Source organism: Cytobacillus sp. GQ23 (assembly GCF_059758675.1).
Genome location: NZ_JCAXER010000041.1, coordinates 1 through 15,940, shown reverse-complemented (window position 1 = coordinate 15,940; position 15,940 = coordinate 1). Strand labels below are relative to the sequence as shown.

Annotated in this window: 16 protein-coding genes; 11 read left to right on the top strand and 5 right to left on the bottom strand. The window is 40.3% G+C overall.

The features are described 5' to 3' along the window. Positions 1 to 17 precede the first annotated feature (17 nt). The 4 genes from AC6CHU_RS24075 (at position 18) to AC6CHU_RS24060 (ending at position 5,079) form a co-directional block, all read left to right on the top strand. Positions 18 to 1,112: an S-methyl thiohydantoin desulfurase family protein gene (locus tag AC6CHU_RS24075; protein ID WP_498122975.1), complete on the top strand. Its 1,095-nt coding sequence runs from the start codon at positions 18 to 20 to the stop codon at positions 1,110 to 1,112. Further along, positions 1,112 to 2,692, top strand: coding sequence for a hydantoinase/oxoprolinase N-terminal domain-containing protein (locus tag AC6CHU_RS24070; RefSeq protein WP_159871067.1), 1,581 nt, complete (start codon positions 1,112 to 1,114; stop codon positions 2,690 to 2,692). Before AC6CHU_RS24075 ends, AC6CHU_RS24070 begins: the two co-directional genes overlap by 1 nt. A 97-nt stretch (positions 2,693 to 2,789) precedes the next feature. Further along, the gene (locus AC6CHU_RS24065; RefSeq protein WP_251284171.1) at positions 2,790 to 3,818 is read left to right on the top strand and encodes a dipeptidase; all 1,029 of its coding nucleotides are present in this window, start codon (positions 2,790 to 2,792) and stop codon (positions 3,816 to 3,818) included. A 634-nt stretch (positions 3,819 to 4,452) separates the two neighbouring features. Then, entirely contained in the window at positions 4,453 to 5,079 is a 627-nt protein-coding gene (locus AC6CHU_RS24060; protein ID WP_251284173.1) for a class I SAM-dependent methyltransferase, read from the top strand. Positions 5,080 to 5,138: 59 nt separating this feature from the next. On the opposite strand, the gene AC6CHU_RS24055 is transcribed toward AC6CHU_RS24060, so the two are convergent. The 4 genes from AC6CHU_RS24055 to AC6CHU_RS24040 form a co-directional block, all read right to left on the bottom strand. Further along, entirely contained in the window at positions 5,139 to 6,257 is a 1,119-nt protein-coding gene (locus AC6CHU_RS24055) for a Ger(x)C family spore germination protein (protein WP_498122972.1), read from the bottom strand. 3 nt (positions 6,258 to 6,260) lie between these two features. Further along, complete coding sequence (locus tag AC6CHU_RS24050) at positions 6,261 to 7,718, bottom strand: spore germination protein (RefSeq protein ID WP_251284175.1); 1,458 nt, start codon at positions 7,716 to 7,718, stop codon at positions 6,261 to 6,263. Further along, positions 7,699 to 8,790 (bottom strand): GerAB/ArcD/ProY family transporter, encoded by a 1,092-nt coding sequence (locus AC6CHU_RS24045; RefSeq protein WP_159871082.1) that lies wholly within the window; start codon positions 8,788 to 8,790, stop codon positions 7,699 to 7,701. The genes AC6CHU_RS24050 and AC6CHU_RS24045 overlap by 20 nt, the downstream gene beginning before the upstream one ends. 347 nt (positions 8,791 to 9,137) lie before the next feature. Beyond that, positions 9,138 to 9,368: a hypothetical protein gene (locus tag AC6CHU_RS24040; RefSeq protein ID WP_159871085.1), complete on the bottom strand. Its 231-nt coding sequence runs from the start codon at positions 9,366 to 9,368 to the stop codon at positions 9,138 to 9,140. A gap of 212 nt (positions 9,369 to 9,580) precedes the next feature. Here AC6CHU_RS24040 and AC6CHU_RS24035 point away from each other — a divergent pair, with 212 nt between their 5' ends. After that, positions 9,581 to 9,889, top strand: coding sequence for a YciI family protein (locus AC6CHU_RS24035; protein WP_251284176.1), 309 nt, complete (start codon positions 9,581 to 9,583; stop codon positions 9,887 to 9,889). 296 nt (positions 9,890 to 10,185) lie between these two features. On the opposite strand, the gene AC6CHU_RS24030 is transcribed toward AC6CHU_RS24035, so the two are convergent. Further along, entirely contained in the window at positions 10,186 to 10,935 is a 750-nt protein-coding gene (locus tag AC6CHU_RS24030; RefSeq protein WP_251284177.1) for a YwaF family protein, read from the bottom strand. A gap of 152 nt (positions 10,936 to 11,087) precedes the next feature. Here AC6CHU_RS24030 and AC6CHU_RS24025 point away from each other — a divergent pair, with 152 nt between their 5' ends. From AC6CHU_RS24025 to AC6CHU_RS24000, 6 genes are all read left to right on the top strand, one after another. Next, complete coding sequence (locus AC6CHU_RS24025; protein ID WP_159871094.1) at positions 11,088 to 11,393, top strand: hypothetical protein; 306 nt, start codon at positions 11,088 to 11,090, stop codon at positions 11,391 to 11,393. Between the two features lie 617 nt (positions 11,394 to 12,010). Further along, complete coding sequence (locus tag AC6CHU_RS24020; protein ID WP_159871097.1) at positions 12,011 to 12,202, top strand: hypothetical protein; 192 nt, start codon at positions 12,011 to 12,013, stop codon at positions 12,200 to 12,202. 133 nt (positions 12,203 to 12,335) lie between these two features. Then, complete coding sequence (locus tag AC6CHU_RS24015; protein ID WP_251284993.1) at positions 12,336 to 12,899, top strand: competence protein ComK; 564 nt, start codon at positions 12,336 to 12,338, stop codon at positions 12,897 to 12,899. A 394-nt stretch (positions 12,900 to 13,293) separates the two neighbouring features. Then, a complete protein-coding gene (gene cyoE / locus AC6CHU_RS24010; RefSeq protein WP_159871106.1) occupies positions 13,294 to 14,211 on the top strand; it encodes a heme o synthase in 918 nt (305 codons plus the stop codon). A gap of 237 nt (positions 14,212 to 14,448) precedes the next feature. Beyond that, entirely contained in the window at positions 14,449 to 15,390 is a 942-nt protein-coding gene (locus AC6CHU_RS24005) for a DNA/RNA non-specific endonuclease (RefSeq protein ID WP_159871834.1), read from the top strand. A 394-nt stretch (positions 15,391 to 15,784) separates the two neighbouring features. Next, a complete protein-coding gene (locus tag AC6CHU_RS24000) occupies positions 15,785 to 15,883 on the top strand; it encodes a YjcZ family sporulation protein (protein ID WP_159871831.1) in 99 nt (32 codons plus the stop codon). The last annotated feature ends 57 nt before the right edge of the window (positions 15,884 to 15,940 follow it).

The following is a 15,940-nucleotide window of genomic DNA, read 5'->3' as shown; positions in this document are numbered from 1 at the left end:
ATTGGGAGGTTTAAAAAATGAGAAAATTAGGCAAGCAGGAGATTGAAGATATAGCAGTAGGTGCCGCCTTACTTGGAACAGGAGGAGGGGGAGACCCTTACATTGGAAAGCTCATGGCACTGCAGGCGATTGAAGAATATGGGGAAATTACACTTTTAGATCCGGATGAGGTGCCGGATGATGCATTAATTGTTCCATCCGCCATGATGGGGGCGCCAACCGTTATGCTTGAGAAGGCCCCAAGCGGTGAGGAGGCAGCTGCAGCATTCAAAAAACTTGAATCGTATTTAGGGCAAGAGATTTATGCAACTATGCCCATTGAAGCAGGCGGTTTAAATTCCATGCTGCCCTTGGCCCTTGCTGCCAAACTTGGCCTTCCGGTTGTAGATGTGGATGGGATGGGACGAGCGTTCCCTGAACTGCAAATGGTTACATTCTACTTGGATGGAATCTCTGCTACTCCAATGGTGATCGCAGATGAAAAAGGCAACACAACGCTATTGTCGACAATCAATAATGTCTGGACAGAAAGGATAGCCCGGGCGGCAACGATTGAAATGGGCGGTTCTTCCATGATTGCCATCTATCCAATGACCGGCAAAGATATTAAGGAAAGCGGAATTAGCAATATCTTAAAACTGGAAGAGGAAATTGGCAAAGCGATCCGGCTTGCTAAGGAAAATAATGCAGACCCTATACGCGAAGTCCTGAAAAAGGCGAAAGGGTTTGAACTGTTCCGCGGCAAGGTCAGCGATATTAATAGGAAGACAGAAACAGGTTTTGCAAGAGGGGTGGCAACCTTCGAAGGAATCAATGAGTATAAAGGCGAGACTCTGGAGGTTCGATTCCAGAATGAACATCTTCTTGCCCAGACGGATCAGCGCCTGCTTTGTGTCACACCTGACCTGATTGCGGTACTTGATGCGGAAACTGGATTACCTATCACAACAGAGGGGATTAGATACGGTGCGAGATGTGTCATTATCGGAATGCCTTGCCATCCAAAGTGGCGAACTGAGAAGGGGATTGAAACAGTTGGTCCAAAGTATTTTGGATATGATGTAGAATATGTCCCTGTTGAAGAACTAGCCAAAAAAGGAGTGACGGTATAATGGGTGTTTATCGCATTGGAATTGACGTCGGGGGAACCCATACAGATGCAGTACTTTTAGATCAGGATAATAAAGTCATTTCGGAAACAAAATCACCAACAACCGAAGATGTGGCAACAGGCATTTATACAGCTATGAAAAAAATTATTAAGGATGCGAATGTCCCGCGGGAAGAAATCAAATATGCGATGCTCGGAACCACACACTGCACAAACGCGATTGTTGAGAGAAAAAGACTGAATAAAATTGCTGCAATCCGAATTGGAGCTCCTGCAACTCTCGCGGTTAAGCCGCTGATTGGAGTGCCTGATGACCTTCGTGCTGCACTAGGAAAATATGTTTACCTGATCCGGGGAGGACATGAATTTGATGGACGCGAAATCGTTGCTTTAGATGAAGAGCATTTATATCAAATCGCTGAGGAAATCAAAGGGAAAGTCGATTCTATTGCGATCACTTCTGTTTTCTCTCCAGTTTCGCAAGCCCATGAGCATAGGGCAAGTGAAATCTTAAAAGAAGTGCTGGGAGATGACATTTCCATTTCCTTATCATCAGAAATTGGATCAGTAGGATTGCTTGAAAGGGAAAATGCAACCATTCTGAATGCGGCCGTTGTCAATGTTGCCAAAACAGCAGCGGACGGTTTTATCGATGCTTTAAAAAATGAAGGCATTGAGGCTAAAGTCTTTTTCGGACAAAATGATGGTACCCTCATGTCCGTTGAGTATGCGGTGAAATATCCGATCTTCACAATCGCTTGCGGCCCAACGAATTCACTGCGCGGTGCATCGTATTTAAGTGATTCCTCGGATGCTATCGTAGTGGATGTTGGCGGTACAACGTCTGATGTCGGGGTTCTGGTTCAGTCTTTCCCTAGGGAATCCTCCCTGGCTGTTGAAATCGGAGGAGCCCGCACGAATTTCCGGATGCCGGATCTGATCTCTATTGGACTTGGCGGCGGAACGATTATCCGAATTCAAGAAAATGGCAGCTTTACAGTGGGACCTGATAGCGTTGGATATCGGCTGCCGGAAAAAAGCCTTATTTTTGGAGGGGACACGTTAACCGCCACTGATGTTGCAGTAGCACTCGGCAAAGTAAATCTTGGAGATTCTTCAAAGGTAGCACATCTTGATCAAACAATATTGAATAAGGTCTATGATAGGATGGTCGAGCTTGTGGAAGAAGCTATTGATAAAATGAAAACAAGTGCCGCACCCGTACCGGTAATCCTTGTTGGCGGAGGAAGCATCTTGCTGCCGGAAGAATTGAAAGGTGCATCAGAGGTCATTCGTCCTGAACATTCAGGAGTAGCAAATGCCATCGGAGCAGCCATCTCCCAAGTCAGCGGACAAATTGAAAAGGTATATGCCCTTGCCGAAATCGGAAGAGAAAAGGCACTTCAACTTGCTAAAGAAAAGGCTATGTCTGAAGCAATCAATGCTGGTGCTGATCCTGATAGCCTGGTCATTGTAGATATAGAAGATGTTCCGCTTGCCTACATGCCTGGCAATGCAACCCGTATTCGCGTAAAAGCGGCAGGAGATTTAGCCCGCATGGAAGTGAATGAGTTAGTGTAGGATTGGCTGACATGGTAAAAGCTCTAGTAATCTTGCTAGAGCTTTTTACTCATGATTGACAGATTGGACCGTAATTTTATATTTGGAGGCCTAGTGAATGGAAACAGCAGCATATATAGATCAGATTAAAAAACACAGTCTAATTATTGATGGTCACTTCGACTTATTGATGGACGTGGCAATTCAAAGAGAACGAGGAAAAAAGAAGGTGATTGAAACCGATTATTGGCCGCGCTTTAAGCAGGGCGGTGTGAATATCATTATTGCAGCTATTTTTATAGATAGCGGTTTTTTGCCGGAAATGGCCCTGCGGAAAGCCTTGAATCAAGTAAGTGCTTTGTTGGAAGAAGTACAGGAATCCCCAGATAAGTTAATGATCTGCAAAAATAGTGAAGACATGCTGCTTGCCCAGAAATCAGGCAAAATCGGTTTCCTGCTTTCTCTTGAGGGTGCAGAGCCAATTGGGACAGACTTAAGCCTGTTAAGGATATTCTATGAATTGGGTGTCCGTAACATGGGCTTGGTGTGGAGCAGAAGAAATGCAGTCGGTGATGGAAGCCATTTCAGCCCGATACGGGAAGGCAGGAAAGGAGGCGTATCCTCTTTTGGTGTCCAGTTAATTGAAGAAGCCGAACAACTGGGTATGACGATTGATGTTTCGCATTTGAATGATGAAGGTTTTTGGGATGTCATTGAAATTTCAAAAAAACCTATTATGGCTTCCCATTCAAATGCAAGGGCTCTTACAAATACGATGCGCAATTTAACGGATCACCAAATAAAAGCTATTGCCTCCAAAGGCGGTGTTATCGGAATAAACGCGGTCAGCATCATTGTTGCGGCAGAAGACGAAAACAGCAATCTGGACCAGTTGATTAAACATCTTGATTATATGGTTGAGCTGGCTGGCATTGATCATGTTGGATTAGGTCTCGATTTATGTGATGATTTCTTCAAATATGTGTCTGCAGAGGATCTAGCCAGCATGCCGCGAAAACCGTTCGACGTGATTGACGGGCATGGAAACCTGGGTCAATTGATTAAGGGATTGGCAGATAGAGGGTACAAGACGGAAGATATAGAAAAGATTTTGGGGCGGAACTTTTTGAGAATTTTTCAAGACTGAAGCTGGTAAAATATTTTTGGTGTTTTAAATTGGCCTATTGTCACTGCCTCCAAGAACCCTAGCAGCTGGGAAAGTTGTTAAATTTGAGGCTTTAGCAGCTGCCATTGATATTCCGAAGGGAAAGTGTAGATGAGACATTCGCATTCCTTAGTATTAACTTACAAAGAGAAATATTGCTTTGGTCTTGAACATTCTTCAAATGAAAAATTAGAGAATTTACAAACACTTCTTTGGTAAGGCTTGAGGCTCCAGCACCTGGAACGTATAGTTAAAGCCTTATTATAGTTGCAGATGCTAAATGATAGCTCCTTCAAGACCGTGCAATAATGCAACTGTAATTAATACGTAAACAAATCTAGATTAATATAAATCAAGCTCATTGTACTAAAAGGTTCGAAACCGCTTCTGGTACGGCTTAGTGCCGGGAAAGCTTCATAAACACAGGGATGGTTCTGGCGATTCACCTTGATACGCTGGACAGTCCCTGTGTTTTCTGTTCTTGCATGAATGAAGAATATGTGATTAAATGATTTATAAATCGTAATAATTACGATTAATATCTTTGCTTCGTAAGAACGAAATAGCAAAGCCTTATATATCTTAAGAAAGAAACCCTGCAGAAGGAGACAAAAGGATGACAGAATTCTGGGAATCAAGTTTCATAGAGAAGCAGACGATGTGGGGATTTGAACCTTCAGACTCAGCCATTTTGACAAAGGATTTTTTCCTTGAAAAGAATGTGAAGGATATTTTAATTCCTGGTTTTGGTTATGGCAGAAATGCGAAGGTTTTTATTGACCATGGTATAGATGTTACAGGAATTGAGATTTCCAAAACAGCTATTGGGCTGGCAAGAGATAATGGACTTACAATGCCAATCTATCATGGGTCCGTAGCCGATATGCCTTTTGATGACAAGCTTTATGATGGGATCTTTTCTTATGCCCTTATTCACTTATTGAATGAGCGTGAGAGAGAGAAGTTCATTCAATCTTGCTATAATCAGTTAAAGCCTAACGGATATATGATTTTTACATCGATTTCAAAGGAAGCCCCCATGTATGGAAAGGGGAAGAGATTGGGCAAAGACTATTTTGAAATCATGGACGGAGTAAAGATGTTTTTCTACGATTCCGATTCAATTAAACAGGAATTTGGAGAATATGGCCTGATCGAAATCTCAGAAATGGTGGAGCCGCATAAGGATGATGAAACGAAGCCTCCTTTTACATTCTCGATGATTATATGTCAGAAAAAGTGATATGGGACACTCATTAATATAAATGCCTGCCTATTCCTATAGGCAGGCCAACAGTATTCCTATCGCTTATAATTAACACTTTTCTCAATCTTGATGTCAACTTCAATCTTTTCAACAGAATTAAGATCAAACGATTGGATTTCAGAAGGTTTCCAGGTTTTCATATGATACCGGTAGGCAGCTTCACTGATATTCAGCAAATCCGCATTCAGTTCATCGCCTTTTTCCAGCGTTTTCTGGATATCCCGTTTTACCTTTTTGTTAATTTCTTCTTCAATTTTATCCATGCTAATATTATCCTCATTTTGAATCAATTCTGCTTTCCCTCTTATCATTAATTCATAAGTGGGTCTGTTTCCTTCCAAAACTTTAACAAACCTTTTAGGTTTATTGACCACGACGCTCACTTTCTCGTCAAAAAAAGAAAGAGGAATCCTTGCAGCCTGATTGGAGGTCCATTTAACGCCGGCCAAATCACCTTTAGTAGCCAATCCTTTATATTCCTGGCTGGAGATGACAAAACCACCCATTATAATTGAAATTTGCTTTTTTTTCTCTTTTTCTGAAAAATGTGAGTCATTTAGAGTTATTCCCGGAACGATAAAGGTTCCAATGGGCTCATAATAAGTGGAGATGAACTTATTGTACTTTTGAACAGGGATGATAAAGTTATTTTTCGTCACTTCCTCCGGGCTGTGGAGGATCGTATATAACGATGGATAGTTAAAAAAGCTGTCACTATTGAAAAGATCCTTTATGGATTGATTTGTTCCAAAAAAATTTGAAGTATACCTCAGGAAATGATCCTGTCCTATAAACTCGACAACCGCTTTTATTTGTTCCTTAATCGCATTTTCACTTAGTACAAAGGTTTCAACATGGCCGAAATAGAGCGGATAAGCTGCTTTTTGTTCAAACTTGCTAATGGCTGATTGTATGGTTTTTCCTTTTGCCTCGCCAATGATATTGGGGACTGATTCCTGTAAAGACGAAGCACCTTCCTGCTTGGCTATATTGGCAAAATTCATCGCCTGGATATAAACAGTGAATTCATCATCGGCGAAATCGATGCCGATGCCTGTTACATAAACCTGACTCTGTATTTCTTTCTTCCCCCAGCATCCTGTCAATCCCAAAAGCAATCCAATGATCATAATCATCAACAATATCTTCTTCATACCTTACTCCTTTTGCCTGTCATTGCCGAGAAGAGTATGGGTCCGGTTTTTTCTGGTCAGAAGCTGGAAAGGCTGTTTGATGGCAGACCTGATTCGATCACCTAAATTAGGTTTGATCAAGTATGATACATAAGACTGCCCAAAGCTCTCGAGGGATACCACCGATGTCAGGATCAGAAACAGGGAAATAAAAAAGCCATACATTCCAAAAATGGACGAGATGATTAAAACGAAATAGCGGAGGATCACAATATTGCCCGAAATGTTTTGATTAATAAGCGTATAGCCTGAAATGACGGTTATGGCGATAATGACCAGACAGGAAGGAGAGGTCAATCCTGCCCGAATTGCCGCATCGCCTATAAATAATCCTCCCAGCACTGCTACAGTCTGTCCCACTGCTTTTGGAAGACGTACGCCAGCTTCTTTAAATAACTCAAATAAAATAAGCATGATAACCGTCTCAACAGGTGCCGATAATGGCAGCCCTATTCTCGATACAGATATGGTTGCAATTAGAGGATAAGGAATTTGATCCAGCTGAAAAGTGATCAATGCGATATAAAAACCAGGTAAAAAGATCGTCGTTAAGAAGGCCCCCATTCTTAACAGCCTTATAATGCTTATATAAAAAAAACTATCGTGAAGATCTTCTGCAGAATAGAGCAAATGACTAAACGTAATGGGGCCCACCAGACACGTCGGATTGCCGTCCACTAAAATGACAAAACTCCCTTGTGTTAAGGCATTCACGGCAAAGTCAGGTCTGCCGGAGCTGTCCATTAAGGGAAACAGGGAAAATGTTTTATCATATAACAATTCTTCAATTTCGGAGTTGCTTGCCACTATGTCCAGCTTGATGCTGCCCAGTCTTTTTTTGGCTTCCTCAAGTACACAAGAATCTATTTTATTCTCCATATAAAGTAAGGTCATTTTGGTCCTGCTGACTTCGCCTATCGAGTACTCAATACTTTTAAGAGAGGATGATTTCAGCCTTTGCCTGATTAACGCCATATTATTTGAAAGGCTTTCAACCAATCCGTCTCTTGGGCCTCTAATCGAGGTCTCAATATTGGATTCCTCTGGACTTCTTTTGGGAATATTGGAAACGGATGAAAAGAAGATTTCATTATTCTCCGGATTAAGGATCAGCAGTTCACCTGAAAAGAGCTTTTGCTCGGCCTCGGTTTTCAATTGGCCCTGCTCTTCGGGCTGGGTTACCTCTAATTCATTTAACAAGTCATGCTTGTTCAGCTGTCCGTTCTCCAGCATGATATTTTTTATCGCCGGGAATATCACATCATTCATATATTTTATATCCACTAAATTGGAACAGTACAGAAAAACAAGGGATTGTACACCCTGACTATCCGCATAGGCTTTTTCCTTAATCACCAAATCGGATGAATCCTTAAACCATTCTCTTAATTGGTCCGCTATTTTAGGCTGAATTTTTTTCATGTTTATCACCACTTATCTTAACTAGAATTAGGACAAACAGGAGTGCGCAAACCTGAAATATTAGGCTAATAGGGAAGAAATATTGCTGTAAAAAATAATAAAAGGAGGTTGCGTCCCAATTAACAGAAGCGCTTACGATTAAGATCAGATAAAGGATTGGGAGGATCCATCTGCTTTTCAATTTGAATGATAATAATTTATTTGCAATAAATAGTGTCAGGCTGACCCGGACAAATGCACCGGAAAGCCATTGAAAGATGGACAGGAAATCAAGACGGGTAAATTGGTCTCCAATCTGTAATAGCCTCCATTGCTCATATGCCGGATTTCGCATTTTGGCCGCTTCCTCTACACCAAATTCCGAAATGGCCCCTATTAGCGGGCCAAATGTTAACAGGGCAAGGATGACTCCAACCAATATCATCCACTTTACCTTAAGTTTATCTTTAAGAAAGGGTGTCAAAAATAAAATGGCTATGATGTCAAACAGTCCTGCACAAGAATAAAATATCCCTTTGAATAAACCATCTATGCCATTCTCATAAAGCGGAAAGAGCAGCTCGTAATTTTTATTTGGCATATTCCCTGCTCCGACAAAGAAACCAAAAAAAGAAACAAACGGCAGGATAATCAAGGCAATGGCGCTTATCGTCCGAATTCCTTTGGCAGATGCATAAAAACAGACAAGGGAAAACAGAAGAACAATAACAAAATTCGGGACTTCAAAAGAGTAATTTGTTTTGGCCCAGATAAAAGTGAACTTTAGGGTGATGAAGGCTGAAAACAAGAAATAGATCCCGAACAAAAATGAAATAACAGAATACATCCATGCAGGTGATCGCTTTCTTTTCATTAAAGTGATCAGGTCATTTTGAGGCTTCATTTTCTTATAGATATAAAAAATAATTAAGCACCAAAGAACGACAGGCACGATACTAAAAAGCACGCTCAGCCAGGAATCCCGTTTCGCTGTGGAAAGCAGGATGGGCAGAATGAGCACATGCACCAGGAATCCTGTAGAAATAATTTGCAGAATATATATGTGCACGGATTGAATTACTCTTTGATTCATTCGATCACCTTTGAATTCTATAATATCTTTTCACATAGTTTGAACTTGGGTTTGTTTAATTATGTAAATACTTTTCTTGAAGGCAAAGAAGAGGCTGGGGGAAGATGAAACAGTTCTTTTGTTCGAGTTATGCTGGGGATTGAGACAACTTGATTCCCTTTTTGCAGGATAAGAGGTATCTATCCTGCGCATATAGGCGTTTTTTTCCTTTTGGAAGAATTCTCGTCCTGCACTGAGGAAACAGAATTCTTTTTGAATTGGTAATCGTTACTAAATATCATTCACAGGCTTATCATCTATTGAATGCTGGATCCGGCGCATTCATTCCTGAAATCTGTTGGAAGGATTTATTCAGGCCTTATATCCATAGTAAAGATTCTCCCATTATTCAGCTCGCACCAATCTAACCCGTCATATGTTTCCTTATTTCCATATTTATCGAAAAAATCTTCCTTGCTGTCGAATACTTCCACTAAGCCATCTTCCATTAAGTTAATCATTTGAAAAGTATTTAATTTAAACACGCTGGAAACAGCTATTAATTCTCCAATATGTACATTTTCAGCAACATTTTTCATGATTTCCTCTCCTTTTTCAGAAACTTTCTGTAGAATTAACATTACCTATCCATTATTTTTAATATGAGCTTTGCGTATGAATGTATGCGTCACCTTTCCTATCAGAAGCGTTTAGCGCATGCTGTTCCAATACATTTCAAGAGTCACCGTATTGGGATATGAAAACCTAGAGTAAAAGGTGCTCCAATATCGATTTAAAGGGGGATAAACAAATGCAATTTATTATTACGGCTTATGACGGCAAGGATGAAAAGGCCCTGGAACGAAGATTACAGGCAAGGGAGGAACATTTAAAAGGTGTAGAGCAGAGAAGTAAAGATGGGGAGCATTTATATGCTGCAGCCATCCTGGATGAAGAGGAAAAAATGATTGGCTCCATGATGGTGGTGGAGTATCCATCAAGAGAAGAATTAAACCAATGGCTTAAAGAAGAACCTTATGTAACCGGAAAGGTTTGGGAGAAAATTGAAGTGCAGCAGTGTAAGGTGCCAGCCCTTTTTACGCAGCTGAATAAGGATTAAAGATTGTTTTCTGCCGTCTGTAAAAGGGCGGTTTTTTAGTGTGAAGGGAATGTGCTAAGGCAGTTAATCATTTAAATAACAATCGGTATTCTAATCAGATTCTTATTTATTCTCATATAGATATTCCGTTTGCAGCTGGGACCTTATAAAACCGCCGACCATTAAGGCGATAAAAAGCTTCCGGTCTTGTTTTTTCTAATCTTCTTCCTGGAAATGCAGTAAGAAATGCGGTTAGGACGTGAGCATATACAGGGAGGAAAGTTCTCATCTTTAACACCCATTTCATTTTTTAAAATTTAATCTTCCTGTTTAGTAAGACTGATATTCAGGTGAGAGTGTTCCCCGTTTTTCACCCATTTTCGCAAAACGAACCAGGTAATAGAGCTAAGGGCTATCAATAAACATTCCAAAGTAAAGATATACCACGGGTAAGGACCCAGTAAGTCAAATAAACTCGGGCTTTTCGGCTTGTGCCGCAGGAACCAGTAATTTCCGCCGGCCTGATTATTTACGAAAAATATGACTGGCACAAGGAGATTAATAAAGATCAATAGCTTCCATAGCGACCGGAATGACGGATAATAGCCTTTTGCCCAGGTAAAATATAAAGCAGCCCATACTACCATTAAATGCTCATAAAAGAAGCGGAAGTAACGGAAGTGCGGAAAATCATATGTCAGGGCTGGGGTGATAATCGCTTGTGTAGCACCCAAAACAGCTATAAAGAACATCAATTCATAGAAGATTCTTCTTCGTGTTATCAGTAAAAAAATACATAAAATAAGAGCAATGTTACACAATTCCAAAGGCAGGGAGCGGTCGAAGCTCCATACTCCATTGAGGTACATCCATACCTGATTCAAGCCTTCAACCAGGATCAATGATAAAGCTGCCCCAATCTCAAACCTTCTCCATTTTTGATTATTTAATTTCTTTCGGTTTAGAAATATAGCTGCAGCAACAAGCACAAAGATGCTTAAAACAGCAATGTGATTTACAGAGAACATGTTAAATTGGACAGACTGACTGCGGCTAAACCACTCCATGATTTTCCACCCCACGATTGAATAAGAGCAACCATAAGGTGTGCTTTTTTGGTGAGTTTTATACATTTGCGGTGCAATCCAGCCTGAAAGTAAAGACGATACATTTTTCTAACGATAATGAGGAATATTTTAAAAAAAGAGGAGGGAATTCCATGCCAAATATAACTTCTTCTAAACTGAAATCCAAGTCTAACACTGTTCTTTCAGGAGCTGTATCATCAGACGATGAAATAACAAATGGACTCGCATTTAATCTCAATACATACTCCCGGCTTGGTGCAAAGAGACAGGCAGTTAAGGTACGTCATCATGCAGGCAAAATGCTGATTGAATTCTTTCTTGAGTGGGCTATGTCCGGTGGAACTCTAAAGACATATATGCTAAAACGAGGGTGGATAAAGGTTCCGCTTCATTATCAACCACATGGATATCCGATTAAGCAGCATACCAATTCTTAAAATCTGAATTAGCTTCATTTCAATTTCGTCGTTTTTGGGCTTTGACGCAGTTATTTTCACTTATTTAAAGCAGTGTGAATTAACAGCAATATCCTGTTCAATTTTGCAGAAAAGGAAAGAAAAAAGGGTTTGGAACAACATATTCCAACCCTTTTTTATGTGGACTTTATATTGTTGTTAGTCATTATTTAGATTTGTCACAAAATGTTCGAAATTTAAAAAATATCAATTTCCTTGTAGTTTGAATTTTTTGTCAATAATCAATATGAAGCATCTTCAAAGGATGTTTTGTGACATGAATCACAAATATGGGCCTTGAAATAGGTTTTGAAATTATGCCGCCATATTATAGTGTCTGAACCTGTGACTGTCAATAGTAAGAAAACGGACATTAATACTAAAATAAGTCCTATATAGAAATAGTACGGTATGCGGATGAAATAAGATTTTACAATAATCAGATAACATGCCTATAATAATTTTCGGGCAGGAAATATGACCTATACTTGAATAAAGGTTATTTCTCGGCAAGCTAACTAAAAGTTCCTCTCAATTTCACAGCTGCGCTTGCTTGTGGCCACTTTTCTGGCAGGAATGCTATTAAGCAGACAGGACGAATGGAAGGATGGAGCCTATATGGATATCGTAGTACCTGGTTTGATAAACTCTTTGCCTTTGATTCTTCTAAAAGAATTGGAAACTATCAGGAAACCATGCTGGCGAGATTTCCGCTCATGAGGAATCAAAGAGTAATAAGCTTGGCTGAGCGGATGGAGACTCAAGGAGGTGAGCACGATGTGAAAGCATAAAAAACCCTCAGGCGGGTCTTGGTGGACGATAGCCTGAGAGTCTCAGTGAGATGGAGTATCCCAGCTCATAAGCTAGTATACTCCTTAATTTACAATTTTTAAATAGTTAAGTTAAAGGGAGGATATTAGTACAATGAATTCATTAATAGTAAAGAAGTATATAATCGTTCCGGAAACGAAATCAATCAGATCCCATTATAACGATGATGGCGATTACTGCAGTTTGGTTTTGGAAGGGGATTATACGTTTATGGTAATGATGAAACCGATTGAGATTATTGACGAAAGCATAAATTATTATGGCTTTGATCTAAATGGTGCAACGAGCGGTTCGAAATCCATACTGGGTCCCTGCAGACCAGCACCAGTACGAATTCCGGGTGGAATGGAAATGTATTGGTTTCCTCATACATCACCATTGCATGAAGATTGTGTGTGGTTTGCGCTGCATCATATAGATGCTATCATGCCTGATGGCCCAAATACCTCAAACGTTTATGTGAGTGGAGGTCTTTGTTTTAAACTGAATGCTTCTGAAAAGGATGTTTCAATGAGATATGATCGCGCAGAAAAGCTGGAATCAAGAATAGCCAGGAGAAAGGTAAATACCTTCAGCTTTATTATGGAAAGAACCACCGATACATACTCGGTTAATAAAGGAAAGCGGAATTATATTATTGAAAGAAAAAAAGAGTAGTATCTCTTCAATCAAAACGGAAATGCGACAATCATTTCTATACGGTTAATGATATAGACTATTACAAGTGAAACCGGTACATCCATACCTTTGAAAAAGTATCCTATATCCAGAAGGCTGAACGCGAGGAAATTGGGTCAGCCCCTGGGAGAAGCATTTTCTAATCGATTTGAAACAAAGATGTCACGATTGTAAGTCCCATTACCATGCAAATAATGTTAGAATCAACAAGGAGGACTAAGCGTCAGGCATGGTTCTCTTTTCGTTTTGCAGGGAGTCTGACAGCCATGGGATTTTTCAGAAATCATTGTGCATCAACTCCTGTTATAATAAGTGTATAATAAGAATTGTCTTTATGGGAAAGAGAGAATAATTTAAAGGGGAAGAAACGATCATGAAAGAGGAAGAGACCCTGAAAATGCAGGGACGGCCTTTATCAAAGATCCTCGCACTGACAGTTAAAACAGGGATTATTAAATCCAACCTGATCCCGATGTTTGCAGGATTAACACTGGCCTTATATACGTATGACTTCGGCCTTCTGGAGAAGCTGCCCGAGATAATACTTGCCTTTATTGGCTCAAGCCTTGTAATGGGCGCAGCCGGGGCTTTTAATAATTTATATGACCGTGATATTGATTCGATCATGAAGCGGACCCAAAGCAGACCAACTGTCACAGGGGAAATCAAGCCAAAGCAGGTACTATGGCTTGCAACCTTCATGTCTGTGCTTGGAGTCCTCGCTCTTGCCCTCACAACTCCGTTAGCGGGTTTACTTGGATTTTTGGGGCTGTTTTTTTATGTGGTCCCTTACACAATGTGGACCAAGAGAAGAACGATTTATAACACAGAGGTTGGAAGTATTTCAGGTGCGATGCCGCCGCTTATCGGCTGGGCTGCCATCCATCCGGATGTCACGCATCCTGCTATTCTTGGCCTGTTCATCATCACCATCATCTGGCAAATGCCTCACTTTTATGCGATTGCCATCCGGAAGCATGATGAATATAAAGCGGCCAATGTTCCAATGCTGCCTGTTGTTAAAGGCGTCAAAAGGACATACATCCAGACGAATGTTTATTTAGTTATTCTGATCGGGATCAGCTTCCTGTTAGGCTCCTTAAGCACGGGTCTTATGCTTGTGGCACTGCTCCTCGGAATTGCCTGGCTTGCGCTCAGTGTCTATGGCTATAAACGAATGGATCCTGAAAAGTGGGCAAAGTCTCTGTTCATCTTTTCACTTGTCCATATGACCGTTCTATTTTCGACGGTGATTATTTACTCGATTATGGGGATTATTTTTGATTTGTAAAAAGGGAAGCATCATGCGGCAAGTTATAACCCGGTTACGTTAATAAGTTTAGATGGCATAAAAAATGACGTGTATGCTGGTACACGTCATTTTTCTTGTTTTTTAATGGGTTCTTAGTCTTTTTCTTCGTTTTTTACATAGCAATTTATATTGGATAATAAATATTGAACGAGTAAATGCCAGATTTGCTGTCATCAACTATTGAGACAGCTTAACTGAGGATAGGAGAATACTAAAATGAAAAAGAATATGAACATTTTATTCTTACTTTTAACATTAACACTTATGGCTGGCTGTACCAGCGCAGAAGATACATCCAATACGGTCGCAGAAACAGAGTCACATAAGGAAGCAGCTGTCGAAGAAAATAAAAATAATGCAAAAGAAGAAACTGTCACCACGGCACCGGAAGAAACAGCAGCCCAGCCAAATAATGACCTGTTCTCAGGATACAAACTTATTGAAGTTGATGGCGGTGATCTTTCTGGACATCGTGAACCTAATGTTGTCGTCGACATTGGGTACGGGGACCGTGAATATTGGGCATTTACTAATGAATACGGGCAGCTGGTACGTGTCATTGCTGAGGAAATCATCCTGCAAGATGACAGCAGCGAACCTGTATTATCATCAGGCAGATACTATCGCGATGAGGCAAAGGTTCCAGGTGTTGAGAGCGAAACATTAGATGAAGGACATATTATTGCCGATTCTCTTGGAGGGGTATCCAATGCTTATAATATCACTCCACAAGATAGCACGCTCAATCGACACGGCGATCAGGCTTATATGGAACATTCAATCAGCAGAGCAGGTGGTGCTGCAGACTTTGAAGCCATTATCACTTATCCAAATACACAGACACAGATACCTTTGAGTTATCAATACACTTACACGATAAAAGGCAACAAGATTGTTGATAAATTTGACAACGTGAATCCTGATGAAGTAAACGCATCACTCGGTTTAACTGACAGTGAAGCAGCTGAATCTGCCGAACCCGCTGAATCAACAGGATCAGCCACAGAGGGTGATATTACCAGCGTAGATACAAACGGCAATGAACAGGTGACGATTAAAGAAGCAAAGGAAGCGGGTTTTAAAATGCCAATAACGAGCGATCATTGGTTATACCCATATATGGATGATCGGGATAATGACGGTATGGTAGGTGAGTAAACCTCTCGAATATTGATCCTGCTATAAAGATTGCTTATGATAGTAAAGGGTCGGTTTCCGATTCTTCGTACTTCAAAAAATGTATCCAAGAACATCAATAGCTATCTATTTTTAATAGATTTTTATAGTGAATATGCTGAAGATCAGCTGCCGAACCAGGCGGCTTTTTTTGTTTATTAATGACAATGGATGTTTTAATAATTCTAATTTGTTAGTTGACCTAATAATAGAAGCTATATTCATAAATTGGGACCGAATCATTAGAGTAGATAATAGACTATTACTCTATTCTCAAAAACTTGTGAAAAAATCAACAAATGGCTTGATAAACTTGTCCACTCCATTTTAAAAAAGAAGAATAGGATATGGTATTAATGAAAAAGGAGGGATATTAATGTCTAATGGTACTCAATCAGGCTATGGGTATGGCGGCGGTTTTGTTTTAATCGTCATCTTATTCATTCTTCTGATCATCATTGGGGCTGCTTTGTAATATTAAGGACCCAATAGGCAAATTAAAAACAGAGGCTGAATCATATTCAGCCTCTGT

Bases quoted from the DNA above. Each gene is read 5' to 3' on its own strand.
- cyoE (WP_159871106.1), top strand. From the start codon at position 13,294: ATGAAAGAGGAAGAGACCCTGAAAATGCAGGGACGGCCTTTATCAAAG.
- AC6CHU_RS24055 (WP_498122972.1), bottom strand. From the start codon at position 6,257: ATGAAGAAGATATTGTTGATGATTATGATCATTGGATTGCTTTTGGGA.
- AC6CHU_RS24030 (WP_251284177.1), bottom strand. From the start codon at position 10,935: ATGGAGTGGTTTAGCCGCAGTCAGTCTGTCCAATTTAACATGTTCTCT.
- AC6CHU_RS24045 (WP_159871082.1), bottom strand. From the start codon at position 8,790: ATGAATCAAAGAGTAATTCAATCCGTGCACATATATATTCTGCAAATT.
- AC6CHU_RS24000 (WP_159871831.1), top strand. From the start codon at position 15,785: ATGTCTAATGGTACTCAATCAGGCTATGGGTATGGCGGCGGTTTTGTT.
- AC6CHU_RS24060 (WP_251284173.1), top strand. From the start codon at position 4,453: ATGACAGAATTCTGGGAATCAAGTTTCATAGAGAAGCAGACGATGTGG.
- AC6CHU_RS24015 (WP_251284993.1), top strand. From the start codon at position 12,336: ATGAATTCATTAATAGTAAAGAAGTATATAATCGTTCCGGAAACGAAA.
- AC6CHU_RS24035 (WP_251284176.1), top strand. From the start codon at position 9,581: ATGCAATTTATTATTACGGCTTATGACGGCAAGGATGAAAAGGCCCTG.
- AC6CHU_RS24070 (WP_159871067.1), top strand. From the start codon at position 1,112: ATGGGTGTTTATCGCATTGGAATTGACGTCGGGGGAACCCATACAGAT.
- AC6CHU_RS24020 (WP_159871097.1), top strand. From the start codon at position 12,011: ATGGAAGGATGGAGCCTATATGGATATCGTAGTACCTGGTTTGATAAA.
- AC6CHU_RS24065 (WP_251284171.1), top strand. From the start codon at position 2,790: ATGGAAACAGCAGCATATATAGATCAGATTAAAAAACACAGTCTAATT.
- AC6CHU_RS24025 (WP_159871094.1), top strand. From the start codon at position 11,088: ATGCCAAATATAACTTCTTCTAAACTGAAATCCAAGTCTAACACTGTT.
- AC6CHU_RS24005 (WP_159871834.1), top strand. From the start codon at position 14,449: ATGAAAAAGAATATGAACATTTTATTCTTACTTTTAACATTAACACTT.
- AC6CHU_RS24075 (WP_498122975.1), top strand. From the start codon at position 18: ATGAGAAAATTAGGCAAGCAGGAGATTGAAGATATAGCAGTAGGTGCC.
- AC6CHU_RS24040 (WP_159871085.1), bottom strand. From the start codon at position 9,368: ATGAAAAATGTTGCTGAAAATGTACATATTGGAGAATTAATAGCTGTT.
- AC6CHU_RS24050 (WP_251284175.1), bottom strand. From the start codon at position 7,718: ATGAAAAAAATTCAGCCTAAAATAGCGGACCAATTAAGAGAATGGTTT.